The following is a 24658-nucleotide window of genomic DNA, read 5'->3' as shown; positions in this document are numbered from 1 at the left end:
TTTATCCACAGCACACAATATTTAGCGGCGGCCCGACATTATATAGGTAATATACGATGTATGGTGCTACGGATGACTTGCATAAATGTTGGTCGTGCGGGAGAGGCTGTATAAAATTCATTAACTTTGAAACAGGGCGGTTATCACAAAGGGTGAAGGAAAGCCCTGCGGCAACAGGTTTAATTTTATTTGAGAGCAGAACATTTTGAAGGCCTGCAGAGGCAATTGATAGACATATGAAGATAGCGTACAAAATAGCACTTGCATCCGTACTGGCAGGAGGCTCTCATGTGGTGGTAGCCCAGCACACGCAGGTTTTTACCAACGAAGAAAGGTATTTCCATGAGGGAATAGAGCTGTTCGACCGGGCCAAGTATGGTGCGGCACAGGAAGCTTTCAGAAAGTATATGGAACTGGTAGGAGACGAAGCCCGCAAGGCTGATGCACAATACTATTATGCGCTCAGCGGCCTGTATCTTTTCCATCCGGATGCAGAGCAGTTGATTCTGAACTTTGCGCGTAACTACCCGTCGCACCCCAAAACGGCGCTGGCTAATTACGAGCTGGGCCTGTACTACTTCGAGAAGAAAGACTATAAGAAGTCAATCGAACTGCTGAAGCAGGCGCCCACACACCTGCTGAGCATCAAGCAAAACAAAGAGCTTGAGTTTAAGCTGGGTTATTCCTACTTCGCAACAAAAGACTTCGACAACGCCAAAATCTATTTCGATAAGAACAAGACAACAGGTTTCCGTGAAGATGAGCATCGCTTTGCCTATGCCTCTAACTACTATGCCGGTTATATTGCCTACAGGCAGGGAGACTATGCGTCTGCCAAGGCTGACCTGAAGATTGCCGAGAAGAATGAAGCTTATGCGAATATCGTTCCTTACATGATCACTGAAATCCTGTACAAGGAGAACGATATCTATGAGGTAATCCGATACGGGGAGGCTTCGCTGGCAAGAAAACCTGCCGTACAGCAGTCAGATGAAATCGCGCTTTTAGTCGGTGACGCTTATTACCAGAAGGCTGATTACAAAACCGCGGAGAAGTACTTCAACCAGTTCGCCTCGGGTAAGCGCACGCTTGATCCGGTAGTCCAGTATAAAATTGCGCTCACGGACTATAAGAACAACAACTACAAGAATGCGATAGCCAACTTCAAGGAGATAGCGCTGAAAAGGGATGCTATCGGACAGAATGCTGCTTATTACCTGGGCTTAAGTTACCTGAAGGAAAACAACAAGCAGTTTGCCCTGACAGCCTTTGACCAGGCGCGCAAAAACGACCAGGACAAAGACGTAACAGAGGCAGCTACACTAAAGTATGCCCAGGTAAGTTATGAGCTGGGGAACTTCAGGGAAGTAATCAGCTCGCTTGCGGAGTTCAACGAAAAGTATCCTGATTCGGAGCAGGGAGAGGAAGCCGACAAGCTGCTGAGCGAAGCCTATTTCGGCTCGAACAATTATGCAGAGGCTATCCGCCATATCGAGAGCCTTCCGAATAAAAGCTGGCGCATCCTGCAGACGTACCAGCGGGTTACCTACCATCACGCCGTAAACCTGTTCAATGATGCCAAGTTCCCGCAGGCTGTACAGATGCTGGATAAGTCCCTGCAGTACCCTTACGACAAGGAGGTGACAGCGTCTAGCCACTTTGTGAAAGGAGAGGCCTATTCTATCGGGCAGCGCTATAACGATGCCATCGCCAGCTATGGTGCTGTTTTCAGAACTACGCCTTCTACAAAAGCGGATTATTACACCAAGTCGCGCTACGGTTTAGGTTATGCCTACTTCAATACAAAAGAGTATGACAAGGCCCTGCCGCACTTCAAGGCATACCTGGAGTCTATTCAGCCGAGCAACCCGAACTACAACGATGCGACTGTACGACTGGCCGACCTGTATTATGTAAACAAGAACTACAACGAAGCACTGAACCTGTATGAGCGTGTGCTCTCTTCCAGTTCGCCGGACCGTGACTACGCGCTCTTCCAAAAGGGGGTCGTGCTGAGCATCAACAATAGGAACGAGCAGGCCAAAGCAGCACTGCAGGAGCTAATCAATAAATACCCGAAGTCGCGCTACCTCGATGATGCCTATTACCAGCGGGCCCTGATTGACTATGAATCAGGTAATTATCAGGCTGCCGTAACCGGTTTTACCACCCTCATCAATACAGTGCCGGACAGCAAACTGGTACCCAATGCACTGCAGAAACGCGGTACAGCCTACAGGAACCTGGGGCAGAATAATTTAGCCATCGCCGATCAGAAGCGTGTACTGGAGGAATATCCGTCTGCTAAAGTAGCCAGCGGCGCCCTTTATTCGCTACAGGAGGTGCTGGGAACAGAAAATCGCAGCAATGAGTTTGATGCCTACCTGGATAGGTTCAAAGTAGCCAACCCGGAAAGTGATGCGCTGGAAAGCGTGGAATACGAGGCTGCTAAAACCTTGTACTTCAGCCAGAAATACGACCAGGCGGTGCCTAAGTTCGAGTCTTACTTAAAGTCTTACCCGAAGAGCTCTTTCGCAGCAGATGCCCGTTATTTCCTGGCTGACTCTTACCTGCGCCAGAACAACATGCAGGTAGGCCTGCAGCGCATGAAGGAAGTAATTAGCGAAAACCGCTCAGAATATGTGAACCGTGCGATACAGCGTGTGGCAGACCTGGAGTTTGAGGCGAAGAACTATCCTGAGGCCATCAAATACTACAGCCGTCTGCGCGATTTAGCCACGAATAGAAAAGAGCAGCAGACAGCCCTGACGGGTCTGATGCAAAGTTACTTCCGCACCAACGACTATGAGGCCACAAAGCGTGCGGCAAATGAGTTGATTAGCCAGGGCAACGCTTCTCTCAATGCCTACAATTCCGCCTTACTTTTCAGGGGCAAGGCAACCTATGCCCAGGGCAACCTGGACCAGGCACTGACGCAGCTGCGCGAGACAGTGGAATCAGCATCTGATGTGAACGGCGCCGAGGCGAAATACCTGATAGCTGAAATTCTGTACAAGCAGAAGAAGTACCAGGAGTCGCTGGATGTGGCTTTCGATTTCAACACCAAGTACTCGAACTATGATTTCTGGCTGGGCAAGGCCTTCCTGATTATTGCAGATAACTATGCCGCACAGAATGAGATGTTCCAGGCCCGCGCTACCTTAAACTCCATCATCGAGAACGCGCCGAACCAGGAGATTGTAGCGGAGGCGAAGCAGAAGCTGGCAAAGCTTGATGGCAACAACCCAGCAACGCAGCCGCAGCAGAATGTGGCGCCACAGCAGGATACAGTTCCTCAGCAGCAGCCTCAACAGGGGCAGCAGGGCGCTGCCCCGAAGCAGCAGCCGGCTCAGCAAAAGAAGACGACAACAACAAAGAAGCAATAGGAAGAGATTACAACATCAGATTTTTAGAACCGGATCATCATGAAAAATAAGATAAGATTAGCCTCACTTGCTATTGTTTTGTGTGTTGGGTACAGCTACCAGAATAATGTGCAGGCGCAAAACCAGGGCTGGGGCGAGGGCGCCAAACTGGAAGATGCCGAGGTAGTTGTAGAGAAGAACCGTGTGATTGAACTTCCGCAGGCTGCCCGTAACTTCGAGAAGTTCCGTGTAGACCCACCTGAAACCGGCGACCGCAATGTGCGCTACCGTTTTGTGGACTACCGTTTGCCTTCGCAGGATATTAACCTGCAGATGCGTGTGCTTACCATAAAGCAGGATGAGTTGACAAAACTGTACGGCAATTATTTGAAGGGAGGAATCGGTAACTATGCTTCCCTGTACCTGAAAGGTTACTTCCACAACAAGCGTAGCGAAACCTCAGACATTGGCGCCGAAGTGAGCCACATCTCTTCCGCCCGTGGCCCTGTAGACAAAGCCAACTCAGCAGTCGCCAACTCTGATATCAGCGTGCATGGCGAGCAATACCTGCGCGACATGACAGTGGGCGGCAAGGTGAAGTACGGTCGCGATAAATACCACTTCTATGGCTACGAGCCGCTGCTGGAGGGTGACCAGGAGGTGGAGAGAGACACCATCCGCCAGGTGTTCAACAGAATCTCTGCCGATGCCTTCCTGCATAACCAAACCTCAGGCTCTCCTTTCCAATTCAGGGGAGATGCACAGTTTCGCTACCTGAACGACCGATATGCCATGAGCGAGAGTAACCTCGCGATGAAGCTGCGCAGTGAATACGGCATTGATGAAGCGTCAGCCTTCAGGGTAGACGCAGACCTTTCTTTCCTGTCGCATAAAGACTCCGCCACTGTCAGCCGTAATTTCTTTAAGCTGAACACAGCCTATGAGCGCCAGTTAAATGCCATCCGCCTTACGTTAGGTGCCAAAGTTGCTTATACCGGCGACACGGTTAACAATGCCCGCAAGCTGAATGTGTACCCGATGGTACGTGTCGGCTTGGAGCCTATCAAAGGTAACCTGTTGATTTACGCAGGATTAGGTGGTGACCTGGAAAGGGTTACTTTATATCAGCTGACGCAGGAGAACCCATGGCTCGCACCTGATGTTCGCGTAGCAGATATAAACAAAGGGCTGGAGGTGTATGGTGGCTTCCAGGCGAACCTGGCGAACTATGTGCAATTGAATGCGCGTGTAGCTTACCAGAACTACCGCAACCTGTACTTCTACAACAACACTGTTGCCGATCCGGCAAAGTTTGACCTGGTGTATGATGATGGTGTTACAAACGTGCTGAATTTTTATACGGAGGCTTCTTTCAACTATTCCGATGAAATCAGGCTGGGTATAAAGGCTGATTATAACAGCTATAACACAGATGAGTTAGAGAAACCCTTTCATCGTCCGGAGCTGATGTCGAGCATTTACGGCACCTACAACTTCTATGATAAGATTCTCTTTAATTCAGAACTTTACTATATTGGGAGTTCATTCGGGCGCGTTTACCGTGCTGATGGCTCATCAGAGTTGCGGGAAACGGACACCATTGTGGATCTGAATCTGAAGGCGGATTACCGCTTTACAAATAACTTTACCATTTTCCTGATGGCTAATAACTTGCTCGGGCAGAAGTACGAAAGGTTCGTGAATTATCCGAGCAAAAGCATCAACATAATAGGAGGCGTAACTTACTCATTCTAATTGCTTATGGTAGAAAAGCATATTAAGTCACTGCTCTATGACCACGACTGTGTCATCATCCCCGAGTTTGGCGGGCTGATAACACGTTATGTGTCAGCTAAAATCAATCCGGTGAAGCATACGTTTGCGCCACCCTCCAAGAAGATTGCTTTCAATGAGAAGCTTGTTCTGAACGATGGCTTGCTAATCAGCACCATTGCTTACCACAACAACATCTCTAAAGAAGAGGCACAGCAGCTGGTGACTTCTTTTGTGCACCTGGCAAAAGCTAAACTGCATACTGAAAACCGGTTTGAGCTGCCGGAAATCGGGGTGTTCCGGTATAACCCGGAGCAAAAGCTGGAATTCGAATACATGGAAGGAGACAACCTGCTGGACGCGAGCTTTGGATTGCCTGAGCTTGTTGCCCGACCTGTGCGGGTGGAGGAGCCAGCGGTGCTGCGCACCCTTATCAAGGAGCGACAGCAGGAGCGGGCGGAAGAAAAGCAGCCGTTCCGTAAACGCCTCAAGAGAGCTTATAATGTTGCAGCCGGCCTGGCTCTTGCCGGTTTAACAGGCTCCGCACTGTATTTTCTGTCGCTTCAGGCAGATTACAACCTGAGCAGCCTGAATCCCATTTCGCTGTTTAACTCAAACTACACCTTGAGCAAAGCTTCTTTAAGTAACAGGTATGCAGCTAATTATATGCCTGTTTCAGAAGATGAGCGTGTTGCTTTATATGCAGCTATTCTTCCGGAAGAAGCTACTGAAGTAGTTTGGGAAGAGGAACAGCCTGAAACTGTAGCAGAAGCCTCTTTTACCTCTGGTGCTGACAGTGCTGCTTTAACTGTTCTTGCAGAGGAGCAAGTAAATCAGGAAGTTAAAGAAGAAGTGGTTCTTCCTGCCAAAGAAGTAAAGCCAGCAGAGCCGGTGCTCACAATTAAAGAGAAGAGCGGACGTTCCTACATCATCATCGGCGGCTATTCTACAACAGAGAACGCGGCTGTAAGACGTGATGCTGCCCGCCAGGACGGTCATGATTCTAAAACACTGACGCCCGGGCCAAACAGCAAATTATACCGCGTTTCCATAGCTGACTTTGCTACACCAGAAGAGGCAAAAGCGGCGCTTAACAACTATAAAAAATCATTCGGAGAAACTATTTGGGTACTTAATTACTAACATGACCTCACTCTTATTACAAATCACGACTACTGCTGCTGACACAACAGCAGCCCTTGCTGAGGGAGCCGAAGCAGGACAAGAATCTGTAAGGCTGATTGACCTGGCGCTAGCAGGTGGCTGGGCCATGATACCGCTCGCGTTGCTTTCTCTCGCTGCCATTTACATTTTTGTGGAACGGTTCCTTACCTTGAAGAAAGCCGCAAAAAACCCGGAAGGCTTTAACGACCGCATCAAGAAAATGGTATTGGCCGGAGATATCAACGGCGCCAAAATGCTTTGCGCGCAAACCAACACTCCGGTTTCACACATGATTGAGAAAGGCCTGACAAGAATTGGTAACCCGCTTAAGAACATCGAGACTTCTATCGAGAACGTGGGTAAAATCGAAATCAGCCGTTTAGAGAAAAACCTTTCTGCGCTGGCTACTATTGCGGGTGCTGCCCCTATGCTCGGGTTCCTTGGTACAGTAACCGGTATGATTGGTGCCTTTATCGCTATTGCACAGGCAGAGGGTTCTGTAAGCCCTAAGTTGCTTTCAAGCGGTATCTACGAGGCCATGGTAACCACTGCTACCGGACTTATCATCGGTCTTCCGGCTTATGTAGGATACAACTACCTGGTATCTAAAATTGACAGCATTGTGCATGCCATGGAATACTCTTCTATTGAGTTCCTTGATGTATTACAAGAACCACAACTGTAGAAATGAATCTTCGCTCCAAAAACAGGACTAATGCAGAGTTCAGCATGTCGTCTATGACGGACATTATATTCCTGTTGCTTATCTTCTTCATGCTTACCTCTAACTTTGTAACGCCATCCGGCTTGCCGGTAAGCTTGCCAAGCAGTAAGACTTCTGACATTGTAATGCAGAAGATAAGCATCACGATTAGCAAGGACCTGGAATATTACCTGAACGACAGCCGTATCGCGCCAGAGGAAATAGAGCCACAGCTCACAGCGCTGCTGCAGGGAACAGAGCAGGGTGCTGTGGTGTTACACGTAGACAAGAGCGTGCCTGTGGAACACCTGGCAAGGGTGGCCGGCATCGCTAAAAACCTGAATGCAAGTGTTACGCTGGCAACAGTGCCAGCCGAATAAGAAAGAACTATGGCAATTGCCCAATCCCATGAGGAAGAAAAGAACAAGCGCATTGCGGCTGGTGTCAGCATTGGCATGCACGTGCTGCTTGTCCTTTTCCTGATATACATGCTGGCATGGCGGGCACCTGATCCGCCTGCACCCCAGTTCGGCATTGAGTTGAACTTTGGTATGGATGCTGCAGGCAGTGGTAACATCCAAACGACAGCAGCTAAAAACGTGTCGAAGAACACAGAGGACAGTAAACCTGCCCCTACACAACCAGACCCGCTGCCAGAGCCGCAACCTATCGCCAAAGCGACGCCACCATCCCCGCCTCAGCCGGTGGAAACACCGAAAGTGACGACTACTACAGCGGAAGCACCGGTTTCGGTGAAGGAGGTAACCAAACCACAGCCAAAGCCGCAGCCTACTAAGGAAGAGGTGAAGCCACAGCCAAAAGCAGAACCGACAGAGGAAGTGGTGAAGAAAGAGCCGGAAAAGCCACGGTCGCTTTACCCGGGCAAACCCACTACCAGCACCGGAAACGGTAAAAGCGGCTCATCTGATGAGGCTACAGGCAACAACAATGGCGACGATAAAAACGCGGTTGGAGATAAAGGTGACCCTGAAGGCAAAGTAGATGCGAAGGCACTTTACGGAAAAGCCGGTGGTGGCGCAGGAGGCTCCCTGAACATGCCGGGCTGGCGCTATGATATTGAGCCTCGTAAAGACCCTTACAGCAACGAAACTGGTATCGTAAAGTTCAATATCAGGATTGATGCAGACGGAAACCTGACCGGGGTGACGGTGGTAGAGAGCAATGTGTCGCCGCAGGTAGTGGCCTGGTACAAAGAGCAGCTTCAGAAAACGACTTTCAGCCGTACAGGCTCCGGAACGACGAACGCAGGAGCTACTGGCGTGGTAACATTCCGGATTACCTCCCGCTAAACAGCATACACGATTACGATTTATGACTTATCAAGAGTGCCTTGATTATTTATACCAGCAATTGCCGATGTTTCACCGCATCGGCAATGCTGCTTTTAAGAAGAGCCTGGACAATATAATAGCGCTTTGTGAGGCCTTGGGGCAACCGCAGCACCAGTTCAAAACAGTGCATGTAGCGGGCACAAATGGCAAGGGCAGCAGTTCTCATATGCTGGCTGCCGTGTTGCAGGAGTCCGGTTACAAAACAGGTCTGTATACCTCGCCCCATCTTAAATCCTTTACCGAGCGTGTACGCGTGAATGGGGTAGAGGTGCCCGAAAGGTATGTGGTGGATTTTGTTCAGCAGCACAAGCCTTTATTCGAAAGCATACAGCCTTCTTTTTTTGAGATGACTGTGGCGCTGGCCTTCAAATACTTCGCCGATGAGCAGGTGGACATTGCCGTCATAGAGGTAGGACTTGGCGGCCGGCTTGATTCAACGAACATCATCATACCGGAGGTGTCGCTGATTACGAGTATTGGCTACGATCACCAGGCCCTGTTAGGAGACACCATCACCGCTATTGCCACCGAAAAGGCAGGAATCATCAAAGCGGGTGTGCCTGCCGTTATCAGCACCCGCCAGCAGGAGGCGCAGGAGGTTTTCGAGGCTAAAGCCGAAGAGGTAGGAGCACCACTTTATTTTGCAACGGACCTTTTCAGGGTGGAGCGAACAGAAGCCTCTAATGAGCGGCAGGTCTTTCAGGTATACCGGGAAGAAAAGTCTTTCCTGCCGGGCCTGGGCCTGGATTTAGGAGGCACCTACCAGAAGTATAACCTCCCGGGCGTGCTGCAGACACTTTTCCTTTTACACGACAAAGGCTACACCATCACGAATACCTCCTTAAGAAAAGGTCTGGCGAACACGAAAGCTATTACGGGCCTGAAAGGGAGGTGGCAGGTGTTGAACAGGAAGCCTTTAACTATCTGTGACACGGGCCATAATGAGGATGGAGTCAAGCAAATACTGAAGCAGTTGGAAGCGTTGAAGCCTAAGCACGTGCACATGGTATTCGGTGTCGTAAACGACAAGGATGTCAACAGTATTCTGAAGCTGCTGCCAGCGCAATACTCGTATTATTTCTGCCAGGCCAATATACCACGCGCTCTTCCTGCACACGAGTTGCAGGAGAAAGCAGCAGCAGCAGGCCTGCAGGGGCAGGCGTTTGACGCTGTACCTGCAGCAGTTGAGGCTGCTAAGGCAAATGCTGCACCCGATGAGGTTATTTTTATTGGAGGTAGTACCTTTGTGGTTGCAGAGATTGAAGAACTATAATTAATGGCAAGATCTAAATTAGCAAAATTTGCCGCTATCGGTGAGCGGCATAATGTAATAGAACCGGGCGATGAGCGATACGGCCAGTTAAAAGGGAAGTGGCGCACGGAACACTTTCAAAACAACAATCCCATTGTACTGGAAGTAGGTTGTGGTCGTGGAGAATATACCTTAGGTATGGCCCGGCTTTTTCCAAATAAAAACTTCATAGGGTCTGATATCAAAGGAGAGCGTCTTTGGAAAGGAAGCACACTGGCAGAGGAGGACGAAATGCAGAACGTGGCTTTCCTGAGGACTTTTATCGAGCAGATGGATGATAACTTTGCAGAGAACGAAATAGATGAGATCTGGATAACATTCCCGGACCCACGCCCCCGCGACCGTGACATCAAGCGCCGCCTCACGTCGCCTCGTTACCTGGAATTGTATCGAAGGATTCTGAAGCCTGGCGGGCTAATTCATCTTAAAACGGACAACCTTGGCCTGTATGAATACACCTTAGAGGTGCTGCAGGAGCAGGAGGCTGACATCAGCCACCTGTTGCATACCTCCGACCTATATCAGTCAGACCTGCAGGAGCATACACTGGGTATTTATACTACCTACGAAAAGCGATATCTAGCTGAGGGTGTTCCTATTAAGTACCTCCAGCTGCAGTTTAAGTAAGCATTAAAAAAACACCCAACACCGTGCGGATTTTTCTCCTGCTGTGTTGGGTGTTTTGAATTTAAAAGTAGTTGTCTCCAGGGGCTGTTGGTAGTGCCTAGAATTTATTGCTCTTCAACCAGTTCAGGCCACGTTCAAACCAGGCATCAGTAGTAGTAGGGTTGTTTAAGCCAAACCCATGGCCGCCGTTCTGGTATACATGAAGTTCTGCCGGCACCTGGTGCTGCAGGAGAGCCTCATAAAAAACAATGCTGTTTTTTACCGGCACGGCTTTGTCATCTGAAGCATGCACTAAAAAGGTCAAAGGTGTCTGCGCGGTTACTCTTTTCTCATTGGAGAATTCATTCTGTTTGTCTGCTGTGGCTTCCTTTCCAATTAGATTGTCAAAGGAGCCCTGGTGCGCGAACGTTTTGTTACTGCTGATAACAGGGTAGAGGAGCATCATGAAGTCCGGGCGAAGGTTCGTTCTGGAAGGGTTGGGGATATAAGCCTGCTGAAAGTGTGTGCCAGCGGTAGAGGCCAGATGCCCTCCGGCAGAAAAACCCATGATTCCGACCTTCTCCGGGTTGATATTCCATTCCTTGGCGCCCTCACGTATGAGCAGCAGGGCCTGCTGTGCGTCCTGAACAGGTGCCAGGTCAGGGCGTGTGGAGGTTTTCGGGTCAGGTAACCGGTACTTTAGCACAAATGCTGCAATACCCTGTTCGTTAAACTTCCTTGCCACATCGTGCCCCTCGTGGCCTGCCGCTACAATGGCATAACCTCCTCCCGGGCAAATAAGTACTGCAGTGCCTGTTGCTTTCTCTTTTGGAGGAAGATACACTGCAAGCGTGGGTTTCCTGATTTTACTGAACCGTAGCCTGCCGCCCTCGTTACTGGAAGCCTCTTCATCCGGACCCGGAATATCATTCGGAATCTGTTTGCTATATAAAGGAATTTCCAGCTGCTTTTGCTGGCTTAAAGCGTTGGTCAATGGCATAAAGCAAATTAAGAGTAAAAGCAGGAGCAGGTTTTGCCTCTTCATAAAATTTGTTGTTTACAGGTGCGACTTGGGGAACAGTAAAGAAGGTTTACGCCAATTTAAGTACAAAGAAGAGAAAAGGAAGCCATGGGAGTGTGCACATGGCTCTTCTTATCTTGCGTCTCAAGCGTACACGGTGGCGTTACCTAAGCTTCTTCTATTTCTTCAAATATTTCCTGCAGTTCATCGAAGTCTTTCAGACCTGGCTTAATTTCATGCCCCCCCTGCAGACCAATACCTGCTGGCTTTATCTTATCAAGCGTGTGCTTGATGTTTTCTTTGTCTATTCCGAAGCCGATGTACACATTGAATTCCTTGGCGATGCTCTTCAGAAACTTCATGTTCGTTTCATCCACTTTTTGGAAGTCATCCGAATACACAATAAACGCATGCACAACAGGGCTGTACAGCTCCATCATTTCTAAAAGCTCGCTCTCTACCGTGTCCTTGTTGATGAATATCTTTTGTATAACCGGGCGCGATATTTCTTCAATCTCATCAATCAGGTAAGGAGTGTCCAGCTGGATGTAGTCGAGGCCAAACTCTTCTGACATGTCGTTGATGATTTCAGGCTTGGCGCGGGTAAACTCCCCCGCAATCTGAACACCTGATACCCATCCTGCAATTTCCTTCAGCGTTTCCGGTTTCACGCGCTCCGGGTCATCCAGTTTCAGGTTAAAACCAATTATGTCTACACCCATTCCGGCGCAGTAACGCGCATCACTTAAATTATTAATGCCATTTACTATAACAGAGGTACGTAAGCCCATGTTTGATTATTTATTTGTATAATTTAAAATTTCCTGTAGCTGTATTGTGATTCAAAGTAAAACCCATTTACTGAACCATGCCAACTTTTTACGCTTTTTTTCTATATTGGGATGGTTTTCTAACCTGTTTAACGCTATTGGAATTGGATTATTTACCTTCCTGAATCTTTATAACTCTCTTGTTGTTGCTATATTTGCATTATCAATAAATATTTAAGTAGAAATACACTTTTTATATAGATGAGTAACAAAGGAAGGGTATTAGTAGCCATGAGCGGCGGCATCGACAGTTCGGTGGCAGCCGTAATGCTGCATGAGCAGGGCTACGAGGTAGTGGGGATGACAATGAAAACTTGGGACTATGCCTCCAGCGGGGCAAGCAAGAAAGAAACCGGTTGCTGCAGCCTCGACTCCATCAACGATGCCCGTAACATTGCCGTTCAATTAGGATTCCCGCATTATATTATAGACATCCGCGACGAGTTTGGAGATTATGTCATCAACCATTTCACAGAGGAGTACTTGGCGGGTCGTACGCCAAACCCATGTGTGCTGTGCAACACGCACATAAAATGGGACGCGCTGTTGCGCCGTGCCGACCAGCTTGGCTGTGATTTTATTGCGACCGGGCATTATGCCAATGTGCGCGAAGAGAACGGCCGCTACATTATTTCAAAAGGGCTTGACGAGAACAAAGACCAGTCTTATGCGCTGTGGGGCATCTCACAGAAGAGCCTGAGCCGCACCATTTTCCCGCTGGGAAAACTGCATAAATCAGAAATCCGCCAGATGGCCATGGACCGCGGCTTCACTGAGCTGGTGAACAAGCCGGAGTCCTATGAAATTTGTTTTATTCCGGATAACGATTACCGCGGCTTTCTGAAGCGCCGTGTAGCCGGGCTGGAAGAAAAAGTGGCCGGTGGTAACTTTGTGCTCGAAGATGGCACAGTAGTGGGCAAGCATGAAGGCTACCCTTTCTATACCATCGGGCAGCGCAAAGGCCTGGGCATTGCCTTAGGTTTCCCGGCTTACGTTACCCGCATCGAAAAGGAGACTAACCAGGTGGTATTGGGTAACTATGAGGAACTGGCGAAAAATGCCATGACCGTTGGCAAACTCAGCATGTCCAAGTACGAAAACCTGATTGACAGGCCAATTCCAACTGTAACAAAGGTGCGTTACAACGACCCTGGTACTGAGGCTATCATTGAGCAGGAGGGAGATAAAATGAAGGTACACTTCCTGAGCGGTGTGCATGCCATTGCGCCTGGCCAGGCCGCTGTGTTTTACGAGGGAGACGATGTAGTAGGAGGTGGATGGATCGAGTCTAATTATAACCTGGATTATATTAAACTAGACGTGCTACAATAATGAGAAAAGCGCTGTTGCTTTTGGTCGTACTGGCTGGCTTTTTAGCCGGCTGTGAGGACAAGTACAAAGAACCTGATCCGCAGGCCATGGGCTACGGCTACTATCCGCTCGAAGTTGGGGATTACCGCATCTACAATGTGCTGGATATTAAATACCTGCATGATGTGGGCGATACCACCCGTTTCCAGTTGAAGGAACGCGTGGAAACCTCCTTCTATGACCAAACCAACAAGCTCAATCATAAAATAATCCGCTCTGTTCGGCCGGATGCCAACAGCCCCTGGGTAGATGATTCTGTGTTTGTGGTATCAAAGCAGAACACCATGGTACTGCTTACAAAGGACAACACGAAATATGTAAAGCTTGTATTTCCCATGAAAGCGGGCCTTACCTGGCTAGGCGATGCTTATAACAACAGGATAGCAGACAGTTATACACCCGGGAAGAGACGCTCGGACTATTATGAGAGCAAGGAATCGTATACCTATATGAATCCTGGACAGCCCATCACCATCAATGGTACAGTTTATCCGAAGTCTGTTATTGTTGTGCAAGGTTCTCCAACAGAAACCTGGATTGGCTATGATGATCGCAAAGAGGTGTATGCAGAAGACATCGGAATGGTGTACAGGCTGTTTACCCGTATCATTTATTGCAATGATACGGATTCAGAAGACTGTGATTACGCCATTGGTTATAAGCTTCAGGGCCACGAGCGCCACGAAGAGTTAGTGTCCTACGGAAAAGAATAACCTATGCGTCAACTGTTCCTCTTCCTCAGTTTTACACTCCTTATTATACCTGCCGTATCGGCGCAGGAAACAGGTGGTGGCGCTGGGGCAGAGGAACAGAAACGCTTGGTGTACTTCACAGATAAAAACAATACGCCCTACTCCATTTCCAACCCGCTTCAGTTCCTGTCGCTGAAGGCCCTGGAGCGCAGGCAACGGCAGAACATCCCCCTCACACACCGGGACCTGCCTGTAAACCCCGCCTATGTAGCGGGTCTAAAAGCTCTGGAGGTGACGGTGTGGTATACTTCCCGTTGGTTCAATGCAGCCGTGGTACAGTGCTCTGATGCGAAGATGCAGGAGATAGAAGCCCTTTCCTACGTCAGAAGCTCAAGAACTCTGAACCGTATTGCTCTCAAAACGGAAGCCAGGCAGCATGTAAAGCAGGAGGTGGAGGAGTTGGTGTCAACATCTTCAAGAACAAAAGTATCGCTCGAAAGCAGTGACTATGGCCCAGCCTTTCACCAGGCCGACATGCTGGGTGCGGATGCGTTGCATGCTGCCGGATATGCTGGTGAGGGTATGACCATTGCTGTCTTCGATGCAGGTTTCCCTGCTGTGAACACCCTCGATGCTTTTTCGCACCTTTTTCAGAATAACCAGCTGAAAGGTACGTTTGATTTTGTGCAGAAGCAGCAAAACGTATTCGGCGCAGATGCACACGGCACCGCCGTACTCTCCACCATGGCAGCTTATGCCCCTGGTAAAATTATCGGGACTGCCTATGCGGCCAACTACCTGCTGCTGCGTACGGAGGAGGCCGCTTCTGAACACAATATAGAAGAAATCAACTGGTTGCTGGCGGCAGAGTATGCCGATAGCGCCGGTGCCGATGTCATTAATTCCTCACTTGGCTACACGACCTTCGACAGTCCTTCCACAAGCTACACGTACAGCGACATGGATGGCAATACCGCCTTGGTATCAAAAGCGGCAGACATGGCGGCTGCAACAGGTATCCTGGTGGTGGTGAGTGCCGGAAATGAAGGGGCCAGAACCTGGCGCTATATTTCAGCCCCAGCTGATGCCGATTCTGTTTTGGCAGTTGGGGCCGTAGACTCCCTTGGCGTGAAGGCTGCCTTCAGCTCCTTTGGGCCTACAGCAGACGGCCAGGTGAAACCGGATGTGGTGGCACTGGGTCAGAGAGCCTACGTGCTCACAAGGACAGGGGCAGTAGTGCAGGCAAACGGCACTTCTTTTGCCGCGCCTATCATGGCAGGTTTTGTAACAAGCCTCTGGCAGGCAAACTACAGTAAGACCAATATGCAGATGATACAGCTTGTGCGGCAAATGGGGAGCAACGCTACCTCACCGGGAAACAGTACCGGTTACGGTATTCCGGATTATGCCAATGTGCTGACGTCACTCCCACAACTGCCTTTGAAGGGTACTGCGTATATCTCGAACCCGGTAAAGGAGGAGGCGATTGTGCTGGCATTGAATCAGAACTGGTGGAGGCAGAGCCTGGAGGTGCAGGTGCTGGACGCCACCGGCAAGCAGGTGTTCCGGCAGTTTATACCCTCAGCGCAGGCAGAGCAGGCACTGCATCTTCAGCCACAGCAGTTAAAGGCCGGGCTGTACCTGTGCCGCCTGCGCTCCGGCAGCCGCGTCATCACACTTAGGTTTGTAAAATTGTAAGTTTAAAACTGTCATGCCGAACGCAGTGAGAAGTCCGGGTTCCGCAATCTGACAGATTGCTCACTGCGTCCGAAACAGCATTTATACATTAAGCTGACTGCCCTGGCTCTTCCACAGAGGGAATGAGTCCTTCTTTTAATCATTAAATAGTTACCTTTGCCGGTATGAAACCTATCATTGCCCCTTCTGTACTTGCCTCTGATTTTGCCAACCTGCAGGCAGAGGTAGAAATGCTCAACAAGAGCCAGGCTGACTGGCTGCACATCGATATTATGGACGGCCGCTTTGTGCCTAACATTTCTTTTGGCTTTCCGGTGATGGAAGCTATCAGGCGCTATGCGCAGAAGCCAATGGATGTGCACCTGATGATTGAAGAGCCGGAGCGGTACATCGAACAGTTCCGAGCAGCCGGTGCCGATACCATCACTGTACACTACGAAGCCTGTACGCACTTGCACCGCACGGTGCAGCAGATAAAGGCCACCGGGGCGAAGGCCGGTATTGCCCTCAACCCGCACACATCTGTGGCTTTACTGGAGGATGTGGTGGCAGATGCCGACCTAGTATTGCTGATGTCGGTGAACCCTGGTTTTGGCGGTCAGAAGTTTATTGAGAACACCTACCGTAAAATAGAGGCAATGAAGAACCTGATCATTGCCCGTAACTCCAAGGCTTTGATTGAGATTGACGGCGGAGTGAATCAGGACAATGCGCAGCGTTTACTCGAGAAAGGTGCTGATGTGCTGGTAGCAGGAAGCTTTGTTTTCTCTTCTGCTGATCCTGTCCAAACGATCGCCGACCTTAAATCCTCAAAATAAACAGGACTCATGCTGAAGTACTTGCCTGTATGGTTCCTGCTGCTGTTGCCCCTGGCTGTTTCAGCGCAACAGGCACGAATCATCGGTAATGTGCTGAACACAGAGCGTCAGCCCCTGGAACTGGCCACAGTAGCCGTAAAAGGTACTTCGCTGGCAACCCAGACAAAGGCCGGTGGGGCTTTTGAGCTGCAGGTGCCGGCCCAAAAGGAACTGGTACTGCTGGTCAGGTACCTGGGGTACAAGGAGCTGCAGCAGACAGTACAGCTGAAGCCCAATGAAACACTGCGCCTGCAACTGGTGCTGCAGCCCAACAGCCAGGCGTTGGGTACACTGGACGTACGCGGGAAGAATGATCAGGACACGCGGGAGCAGGTGAGCGTGACGAAGCTGGACCCGCGGGACATCAGGAACCTGCCGTCCGCCTACGGCGACTTCAACAAAATACTGGTGACACTGCCCGGCGTAACCAGCAACAACGAGCTTTCCAGTACCTACTCGGTGCGCGGCGGCAACTACGACGAAAACCTTGTGTACGTCAACAACATCGAAATCTACCGGCCTTTCCTGATAACAGCCGCGCAGCAGGAGGGGCTGAGCTTTGTGAATCCGGACCTGGTGGAGAACATCAACTTCTCTTCCGGCGGATGGCAGCCGAAGTACGGGGATAAGCTGTCTTCGGTGCTCAATATCCAGTACAAACAGCCCAGGAAATTTGCCGGCTCTGTTAGCGGTGGTCTGACGGGTGGTACCTTGCACCTGGAGTCCGCTTCGAAAAACAGGAAAGTGTCTTACCTGGTGGGGGCGCGCCATAAAAACGGGCAGTACCTGCTGCAGGGCTTGCAGGTGGATGGCAGGTATAATCCAGTCTTCACCGATGCACAGGCTTATGTGAGCGTGGATCTTTCAGGTGACACATTAAAAAGAGGACGCACGGTATTAGGTATTTTGGGCAGTTACGCCCGGAACAATTTTACTGTTGAGCCGGAGTCGCAGGTTACCACCTTTGGTACGCGCCAGGCCCCGTTACGCCTTTCGGTGGGATTCGAGGGGCAGGAGCTGATGGAGTATACGACGTATCAGGCAGGGCTGAACCTGACGCACCGTTTTTCAGATAATGTTACCTCTGAAGTCATCATTTCGGCTGTGCATTCCTGGGAGCGCGAGTTTCGGGATGTGGAAGCCTACTACCGGCTTTGCGACGTAAGCACCACCGGCAATAACATAGGGGAGTGCCAGCAGGAGCTGGGTTTTGGAACCCAATACGACAATGCCCGCAATACCCTGCTGGCACGCATCGGCACTGCCGAAATCCGGAACAGCTGGCGTATGAGCCAGCGCAGCAACCTACAGTTCGGTGCTAAGATAAGTTCAGAAAACATAACCGATAAGCTGGCAGAATACGGTTTCACCGATTCCGCCGACTTTGTGAGTCAGAATTACTTCCTGCGTTCGGCCCTCGATCTGAACACCCTCCGTTACAGTGGCTATGTACAGCAAACCATCGAACTGGATTCGCTTAAAACCATCACCTACGGGCTACGGGCCACTTACTGGGATTATAACCAGGAGCTGAACATTTCGCCACGGGTACAGTATTCCTTTATCACGCGGCATAACCCGGATCTGTCTTTCAAGGCCGCACTGGGGGCTTATTACCAGCCACCGTTTTACCGCGAGCTGCGTAATTTTGAGGGGGAGCTGAATCCGCAGATCAAAGCGCAACGGGCAGTGCATGCCATCGTGGGCAGCGATTACCTTTTCCAGTCCTGGGACCGCGACTTTAAATTCACGGCAGAGGCCTACTATAAGTGGATGACCAACGTGATCCCGTACGACATCGACAATGTGCGCCTGCGCTATTATGCCCGCAACAATGCCAAAGCTTACGCAGCTGGTTTGGATATGCGCGTACATGGGGAATTTATACCCGGTGCGGAATCCTGGCTGAGCCTGGGGCTGATGACGACAAAAGAGAATGTGCTGGGCGATTCCTTGTCTGTTTACAACGCAGCAGGTGAAGTGGTAGGTAAGCAGGAGCAGGGCTACCTGCGCAGGCCGACAGACCAACTGGTGAACGTGGGGGTTTTCTTCCAGGACCACCTGCCGGACAATCCCACTATCCGGATGTACCTGAACCTGGTGTATGGCAGCGGCCTGCCTTTTGGCCCTCCCCGCCAGCCGGAATACCGGAACGCCTTCGACGGCAAAGCCTACAAACGCATCGATCTGGGTTTTTCCAAATTGATTGTACTGGAAAGTGAGTTGGTGGAGCGAAAAGATGTGTCGCTGGAGAGCCTGTGGATTGGCCTGGAGGTGCTGAATTTGATTGACGCCAGGAACCGCGTGTCGTATACCTATGTCAGCGACGTCAACGGCCTGACCTACGCCATTCCCAACTTCCTCACCGGCCGCCGCCTCAACCTCCGGTTTGTAGCGAAGTTCTGATAAGTTTCAGTATTACAACACACAGTGCTTGCTGTCATCTCGAGCAAAGCGAGAGATCTGGGATATTGCATGACCCTTCATAATCCAGATCTCTCGCTTTGCTCGAGATGACAATAAAAGAACAGAACCTACTCCTGCACATCCTCATTCAAAAACCTCCAACCAGGGTTAAGGCTCCTGATCAGGTTCTCCTTTTTCGAACGACTCCATTTCTTGATTTCTTTCTCCCTTTCAATAACATGGTTGACATCAGTAAATCGCTCATAATAGACCAGGTTGTTACAATGATACAGACCAGCAAAAGTAGAAGGATTGCCTGCATTTGCTGCATGCTCCCTAAGCCGTCGCACTAAATCATTTGTCATCCCAGTATATAGTGTCGTCTTTTTTGGATTGGTTGTGATGTATACAAAGTAGTTGTGAGAGACCATAGTATAGATACGGAACATCAACACATGTTGTCATTTCGAACATGCCTGAGACGAGAGTCGAAAGGGACCTGCGTAGCAGTGAGAAATCTGAATGATTTCATGACCCTGCCATAACTCAGATTTCTCCCGATGGTCGAAATGACAATAATGGTCGAAATGACAATAAAGGAAAAAGGGAAGCTACACTAACTGTAACTTCCCTCTCTCAATTTGCAACTTATCCTTACTTCCGCTTCTTCCACTCATTATAGGCCCTTTCTATCTGGGGGGCATACTCTTTGTAGGTTTCCGGCTCTGTTGTGCCAAGCTTCATGGCCTTGGCAGACAGGGTAGAAGCCATCTGGTATTCTTTGTTGTAGGCGTACAGCCTCGCTTTGATCCAGTTGTTAAAGAAGTTGTCTTTGATGGCGATGGATTTGTTTATCCACTCCAACGCCTTCTCATGGTGTTCCTTGCGTGGGAGCATGTATTCGGCACATTGCGCCCAGATATACCAGTCGTCCGGAGCTGCTTTGGCAAGCGCCTCGTTGATATTGGCCAGGGCTTTCTTTTCTACCTCCGTCTCTATGTTCAGGGTCACTTTCCTGTTCTCCCACATCAAATTCAGTTTGCCTTTGTTGGCACTCAGGTCTGAGAAGGAGAATTGCATCGTCTCCGTAAAAGTATTCTTCTTTGGTCTTACCTCCAAGTAGGCCACATCGTTCAGTTCATTATAGCCTTCCAAACCCCACAGGCCGGTGTCCTTGTTCAGTACCACCTGCCATACCGAATCGCTTTGCGGAAAAATGAAGAAAGAGTACGTGCCGGCGGGTACACGCTCCTGGTTCAGGAACAGGTCGTCGGTGAAAGTGATAAGCGTTGCCTCGTTGGCACCAGCGCGCCAGAGGGAGCCATAAGGCACAAGGTCACCGAATATCTTTCTGCCTTTCACACTGGGGGCGTGGTAATTCACGGTAATGTCAGTTAAACCAATCGTCTGCTTCACCATCGCCGCAGGGCTGGCCTGTGGCAGCACCACCTGGGCGGAGGCAGAATAGGTGCCGGTGAATAGAAATAACAGCAGACAGAACAGGTAATTTTTCATGGTGATGTAGTGTTGATAGCCCTTAGATATTTTACAGCATAGGAGAAAAAATTATGCCAGAGTATACGAATTCTTGAATAATGTGCGAAGGTAGTAAAATTAGCCGCAGGTTTTACACGGCTGTTCTTCCTCATCAGGCAGGGTGCAGTTCTTTTTATACTGCTCATACACTCTGTTCATCTATATGTGAAAGAATAAAAAGATGCTTTTATCTAGTCGAATAGCACAATATTCTGCTTTAAAAATATTTGTAGACAAGCATGAAACATTTGCATCTTTATATAGTATAACGCCTATTTAATATTGATTAATTATAACGGTTTTTACAAGAGCTATTACCAGCTAAATTCATCTTGTTCATGTTATAAGTTGTTGTTAGTCATATACTTTATGTAAGATAATAGCTGCTCTATTGCCTTTAGATTATAGTATTCAGCTACTTGATTATAACCAAATATAATTGTTAGCATAAATTCTTTTAATAAAAATACTTTACATAACTTTGTGCCATTGTAAAATAAGTACATAAATTTGAACTATTAGAACTTTAGCCGAGTTGGTAGCATTATAATAGTCAATCACGTCTAAAAATTTACCCATTCCACTTCAGACAGTAGAAATGTAGTCCCGGCGGTTTCCAGGTAGACCTTAGGACAATTGCATCTTCGCTATGTGCCACAGCTTTTCGCCCTGGTGAAGGCCTTGCTGTGTATTTTTTCACCTCTTTAACCTATTTGTTCATCAACTAACACATGAATGTAAAACATTTACTCAAACCAAAGGCTAATTGGCGGGTCTTCTTCCTAGCTGCCTTTATTACATCACTCACAATGCTGGGAGTTACAGCATTTGAAAACTATGCACCGACGGTGTCATCTGACAAACTGGATTATGCACCAGGTGAAGTAGCTATAATTACTGGTTACGGTTGGACGCAAGATGAATATGTGGATGTGCACTTCGAGGAAACGCCTGCATATCACGAAGAGCATCAGCATGATTATCATGGAATCAAAGTTGAACAAGATGGTACCTGGACAATCAGATACCAAATTGAAGAACGGCATTTAGGAGTTGCATTTGATGTGCATGTAATAGGCAAGCAGTCTGGAGCTGAAGCACATACTCATTTTACTGATGGTAGTGCTGATTTCAAAGTAGAAGGTGTTCCTGCAAACACTAATATTACCGTTGGATTAGACTACGAAGCTGCGGTTGGAACTTCATTAACTTCTATATCTTTTTTATCGCAGAATACTTCCTCATCTATTGCAGCAAAAAATGGGAGTGGTTTGATAAAGTTTAAATATCCTTTATTATTAACTGGTTCAGATGGTAAATTATATAAAGTAACAGGTTTAAATTCTACGGTTGGTAGGACTGTTACAAACTTGAATTATACTACTTCAGAAACTCTTAATACAGTGGAAAGTAGTGTAGAATCAGGGGGACAGAGTGCTGTTAGTAATATAAAAGCTATTTACAAAAAAGCGACAACACTAACAGCAGCTAACATAACAGGTCAACAAGGAGGTTCAGTAACACTATCGGCTAACCTAAAAGAAAGTGGAGTGAACCTTGTGAGTAAAACAGTAAGATTTACTTTTAATGGTACAAACTATACTTCTCCTCTAACTAATAATGGAGGAAATACAAGTGTAACAATTAATATTGGTAATATTGCTGTAGGAGACTACTCATATGCAGTTGCCTTTCTAGAAGACACTGAATTCGCAGGTAGTACTGCAACTGGAACTGTTACAGTTACTCCAGCTTGTACGGCTCCAGTAGTTTCTGTTCCAGCTATAGCCTCCGTAAATACTGAAGCAGGCACATGTGGTGCCTCGGTTTCTTTTGAAGCCACAGCAACAGGTACTACGCCATCTATCACTTATATTATCAATGGTAAAACTGAAGTATCTCCATTTGTATTTCCTGTTGGTTCTACTACAGTAACTGCCACTGCAGCTAACAGCTGTGGAACAGATAGTAAGTCATTCGTANGACTGTTGAGGATAACGCTGGCAACACTGAAACTGCCACTCAGGTGGTAACAGTGACAGACAACGTGAAGCCAAGCATCACGGCTCCTGCTGCCGTGGCTGCCACGACCAACACTGCTTGTACTGCCACAGGTGTTGCCTTGGGCACGCCGGTGACTGGAGACAACTGCGGCGTGAAGAGAGTGACCAACAACGCTCCTGAGGCTTTCCCACTTGGTGAGACTACTGTAACGTGGACTGTTGAGGATAACGCTGGCAACACTGAAACTGCCACTCAGGTAGTAACAGTGACCAATACATCTCCGAGCAATATCCTTATAACTGGTCCAGTAGATCCAGTTCAGCTAAACAGTAGTGTTACTCTGAAAGCTACATTCTCTGACAACAACATCAAGTCAGCAACTTGGGATTGGGGTTATAAAACTACTACTGGTGCATCTGTAGTAACGAATCAGAATATCAGTGCAAATACAACTACTGCAAGCCACACTTACCCAGCAGCTGGTGTTTATACTGTGACTCTGAAACTAGAAGATCATTGCGGTTCAACAGCTGAAGAAACATTTAAGTATGTTGTTATGTTTGATCCAAATGGTGGATTTGTAACAGGTGGTGGTTGGATAGATTCACCTCCAGGTGCACATGTTGCTAACCCTGAAGATAAAGGAGGTAGAGCAAACTTCGGTTTTGTAGCTAAGTATAAAAAAGGTTCGAATGAAGTTGATGGTAACACTGTGTTTCAATATCAGACTGGTAACCTCAGTTTTAAGAGTTCGAGCCATACAGCTGGTACACTTGTAATATCTGGAGGTATAAAAGCAAACTTCAAAGGTGAAGGTTACATAAACAACGATGCTACCACTGTTTACCAGTTTACGGTTGTAGCCACAGATGGGCATGCGACAGGTGGTGATGGCAAAGACCGTTTTAGAATGAAAATAGTTAATAAGAGTAACGGTACTCTTGTTTATGACAATCAATTTAATGCTGATGAAAACGCTGAACTTGATAATAGAACAGTTCTTGGTGGTGGTTCTATTGTAATTCATCAGCCTACTAAGACAACTTCAGGAAGTAAACTTGTTGCTGCATCTAAGCCGGAACTCGAGCAACCAGCTACCAAATTCCAGAACTACCCGAACCCATACAACGACAGAACAACGATCACTTTCACTTCTGTGAAAGAAGAAAGCTTCGCCCTGGAAGTGTATGACGTGAAAGGTGCGTTGGTGAGAAAAGTAGACATGGGCGTGACAGAGGCTGGCAAAACTTACTCTTATGAGTTTGAAAGCCGCAACATGCCGGAGGGTATGTACTTTGCACGACTGATTACGCCTTCAGGTGTACAGACAATCAAAATGGTGCTGAAAAAATAGTACCAGGTCTTAAGCCTTTTTAAAAGCAAAAGAGCCGGTGCCCCAAAGGGTGCCGGCTCTTTTGCTTTTAAAAAGGCTTATCAAGACGCTAATTTTTTTCAACTGCAGAAGTTGTTCACTAGATAAGCGCTTGCCAGCATCATACTGCTGTTGCCAAAGTCAGCAGAAGCTAAAACCCTCAGGCTGTATCTATCCATTTCCTTTTCTGTTCACTAATATAGTGCGTAGTACATGTTGTGTTATATCTACAACCTTTTCATTTCCTGAAGGTATAAGAGGGGAGATGATGTAATTCAGAACGCTTTCTGTAGAAGAGGCGTCACCTTAAGAGTGTACCATGGTTGTTTGCAGATTAATATTACGAAAGCTTTTCGAACTGATCTCCTAGTGGTTCTCCAGCTGTGTTTTACTTCTTATGTGCTGCCTGTTTTGTTTAAGTTGCATATTTTAACAGCGTTTGTTTTTATATATTCAAAAAACCGCTTTACTTTGTAGCATTCTACATGAGCGCAACTTATCTCTATAGCACCCCATCTCCTTTAGCAACACCAGTTGCTTCGGCTGCACATGTACGTTTCTACCACATCCATCATTCCTCGTAAGAGGAATAAAAC

The 24658-nt window shown here is 48.3% G+C and carries 18 protein-coding genes; 14 read left to right on the top strand and 4 right to left on the bottom strand.

Features of this window, described 5'->3' with window-relative positions:
• The first annotated feature begins 236 nt into the window (after positions 1–236).
• The 8 genes from ACYVB1_RS01740 to trmB are packed head-to-tail and all read left to right on the top strand — an operon-like array spanning position 237 to position 10296.
• Positions 237–3386 (top strand): tetratricopeptide repeat protein, encoded by a 3150-nt coding sequence (locus tag ACYVB1_RS01740; protein WP_460919868.1) that lies wholly within the window; start codon positions 237–239, stop codon positions 3384–3386.
• Between the two features lie 39 nt (positions 3387–3425).
• Entirely contained in the window at positions 3426–5120 is a 1695-nt protein-coding gene (locus ACYVB1_RS01735; protein ID WP_460919866.1) for a hypothetical protein, read from the top strand.
• Positions 5121–5126: 6 nt separating this feature from the next.
• Positions 5127–6281 (top strand): HU domain-containing protein, encoded by a 1155-nt coding sequence (locus tag ACYVB1_RS01730; RefSeq protein WP_460919864.1) that lies wholly within the window; start codon positions 5127–5129, stop codon positions 6279–6281.
• A gap of 1 nt (position 6282) precedes the next feature.
• Entirely contained in the window at positions 6283–6987 is a 705-nt protein-coding gene (locus ACYVB1_RS01725; RefSeq protein WP_460919862.1) for a MotA/TolQ/ExbB proton channel family protein, read from the top strand.
• Between the two features lie 2 nt (positions 6988–6989).
• Positions 6990–7385, top strand: coding sequence for an ExbD/TolR family protein (locus ACYVB1_RS01720; protein ID WP_460919860.1), 396 nt, complete (start codon positions 6990–6992; stop codon positions 7383–7385).
• A gap of 9 nt (positions 7386–7394) precedes the next feature.
• Positions 7395–8315, top strand: a complete 921-nt coding sequence (locus tag ACYVB1_RS01715; RefSeq protein ID WP_460919858.1) for a hypothetical protein — start codon at positions 7395–7397, stop codon at positions 8313–8315.
• Between the two features lie 22 nt (positions 8316–8337).
• Positions 8338–9630, top strand: coding sequence for a bifunctional folylpolyglutamate synthase/dihydrofolate synthase (locus tag ACYVB1_RS01710; RefSeq protein ID WP_460919856.1), 1293 nt, complete (start codon positions 8338–8340; stop codon positions 9628–9630).
• A gap of 3 nt (positions 9631–9633) precedes the next feature.
• Positions 9634–10296, top strand: a complete 663-nt coding sequence (gene trmB / locus ACYVB1_RS01705; protein WP_460919854.1) for a tRNA (guanosine(46)-N7)-methyltransferase TrmB — start codon at positions 9634–9636, stop codon at positions 10294–10296.
• 97 nt (positions 10297–10393) lie between these two features.
• Here trmB and ACYVB1_RS01700 read toward each other — a convergent pair whose 3' ends face one another.
• Together ACYVB1_RS01700 and trpF are read right to left on the bottom strand one after the other, a co-directional pair.
• Positions 10394–11320, bottom strand: coding sequence for an alpha/beta hydrolase (locus ACYVB1_RS01700; protein WP_460919852.1), 927 nt, complete (start codon positions 11318–11320; stop codon positions 10394–10396).
• Positions 11321–11463: 143 nt separating this feature from the next.
• The gene (gene trpF, locus ACYVB1_RS01695; protein WP_460919850.1) at positions 11464–12087 is read right to left on the bottom strand and encodes a phosphoribosylanthranilate isomerase; all 624 of its coding nucleotides are present in this window, start codon (positions 12085–12087) and stop codon (positions 11464–11466) included.
• A gap of 240 nt (positions 12088–12327) precedes the next feature.
• Here trpF and mnmA point away from each other — a divergent pair, with 240 nt between their 5' ends.
• The 5 genes from mnmA (at position 12328) to ACYVB1_RS01670 (ending at position 19150) form a co-directional block, all read left to right on the top strand.
• A complete protein-coding gene (gene mnmA / locus ACYVB1_RS01690) occupies positions 12328–13458 on the top strand; it encodes a tRNA 2-thiouridine(34) synthase MnmA (RefSeq protein WP_460919848.1) in 1131 nt (376 codons plus the stop codon).
• Positions 13458–14210 carry a hypothetical protein gene (locus ACYVB1_RS01685; protein WP_460919846.1) on the top strand — a complete coding sequence of 251 codons (753 nt, stop codon included), beginning with the start codon at positions 13458–13460 and terminating at the stop codon, positions 14208–14210. Before mnmA ends, ACYVB1_RS01685 begins: the two co-directional genes overlap by 1 nt.
• Before the next feature lie 3 nt (positions 14211–14213).
• A complete protein-coding gene (locus ACYVB1_RS01680) occupies positions 14214–15887 on the top strand; it encodes a S8 family serine peptidase (protein WP_460919844.1) in 1674 nt (557 codons plus the stop codon).
• A gap of 164 nt (positions 15888–16051) precedes the next feature.
• Complete coding sequence (rpe, locus tag ACYVB1_RS01675; RefSeq protein WP_460919842.1) at positions 16052–16705, top strand: ribulose-phosphate 3-epimerase; 654 nt, start codon at positions 16052–16054, stop codon at positions 16703–16705.
• A 9-nt stretch (positions 16706–16714) separates the two neighbouring features.
• Positions 16715–19150 (top strand): TonB-dependent receptor, encoded by a 2436-nt coding sequence (locus tag ACYVB1_RS01670; RefSeq protein ID WP_460919839.1) that lies wholly within the window; start codon positions 16715–16717, stop codon positions 19148–19150.
• A 128-nt stretch (positions 19151–19278) separates the two neighbouring features.
• Here ACYVB1_RS01670 and ACYVB1_RS01665 read toward each other — a convergent pair whose 3' ends face one another.
• Together ACYVB1_RS01665 and ACYVB1_RS01660 are read right to left on the bottom strand one after the other, a co-directional pair.
• Complete coding sequence (locus tag ACYVB1_RS01665; protein ID WP_460919837.1) at positions 19279–19581, bottom strand: GIY-YIG nuclease family protein; 303 nt, start codon at positions 19579–19581, stop codon at positions 19279–19281.
• A gap of 223 nt (positions 19582–19804) precedes the next feature.
• Positions 19805–20665, bottom strand: coding sequence for a DUF2911 domain-containing protein (locus ACYVB1_RS01660; RefSeq protein ID WP_460919835.1), 861 nt, complete (start codon positions 20663–20665; stop codon positions 19805–19807).
• Between the two features lie 2068 nt (positions 20666–22733).
• On the opposite strand from ACYVB1_RS01660, the gene ACYVB1_RS01655 reads away from it, so the two are divergent.
• Complete coding sequence (locus ACYVB1_RS01655) at positions 22734–24044, top strand: T9SS type A sorting domain-containing protein (RefSeq protein WP_460919833.1); 1311 nt, start codon at positions 22734–22736, stop codon at positions 24042–24044.
• Positions 24045–24658 lie beyond the last annotated feature (614 nt).

The sequence above is a fragment of the Pontibacter brevis genome (assembly GCF_054779655.1).
The sequence above is the reverse complement of the archived record's forward strand: the minus strand, read 5'-3'. Positions and strand labels throughout refer to the sequence as shown.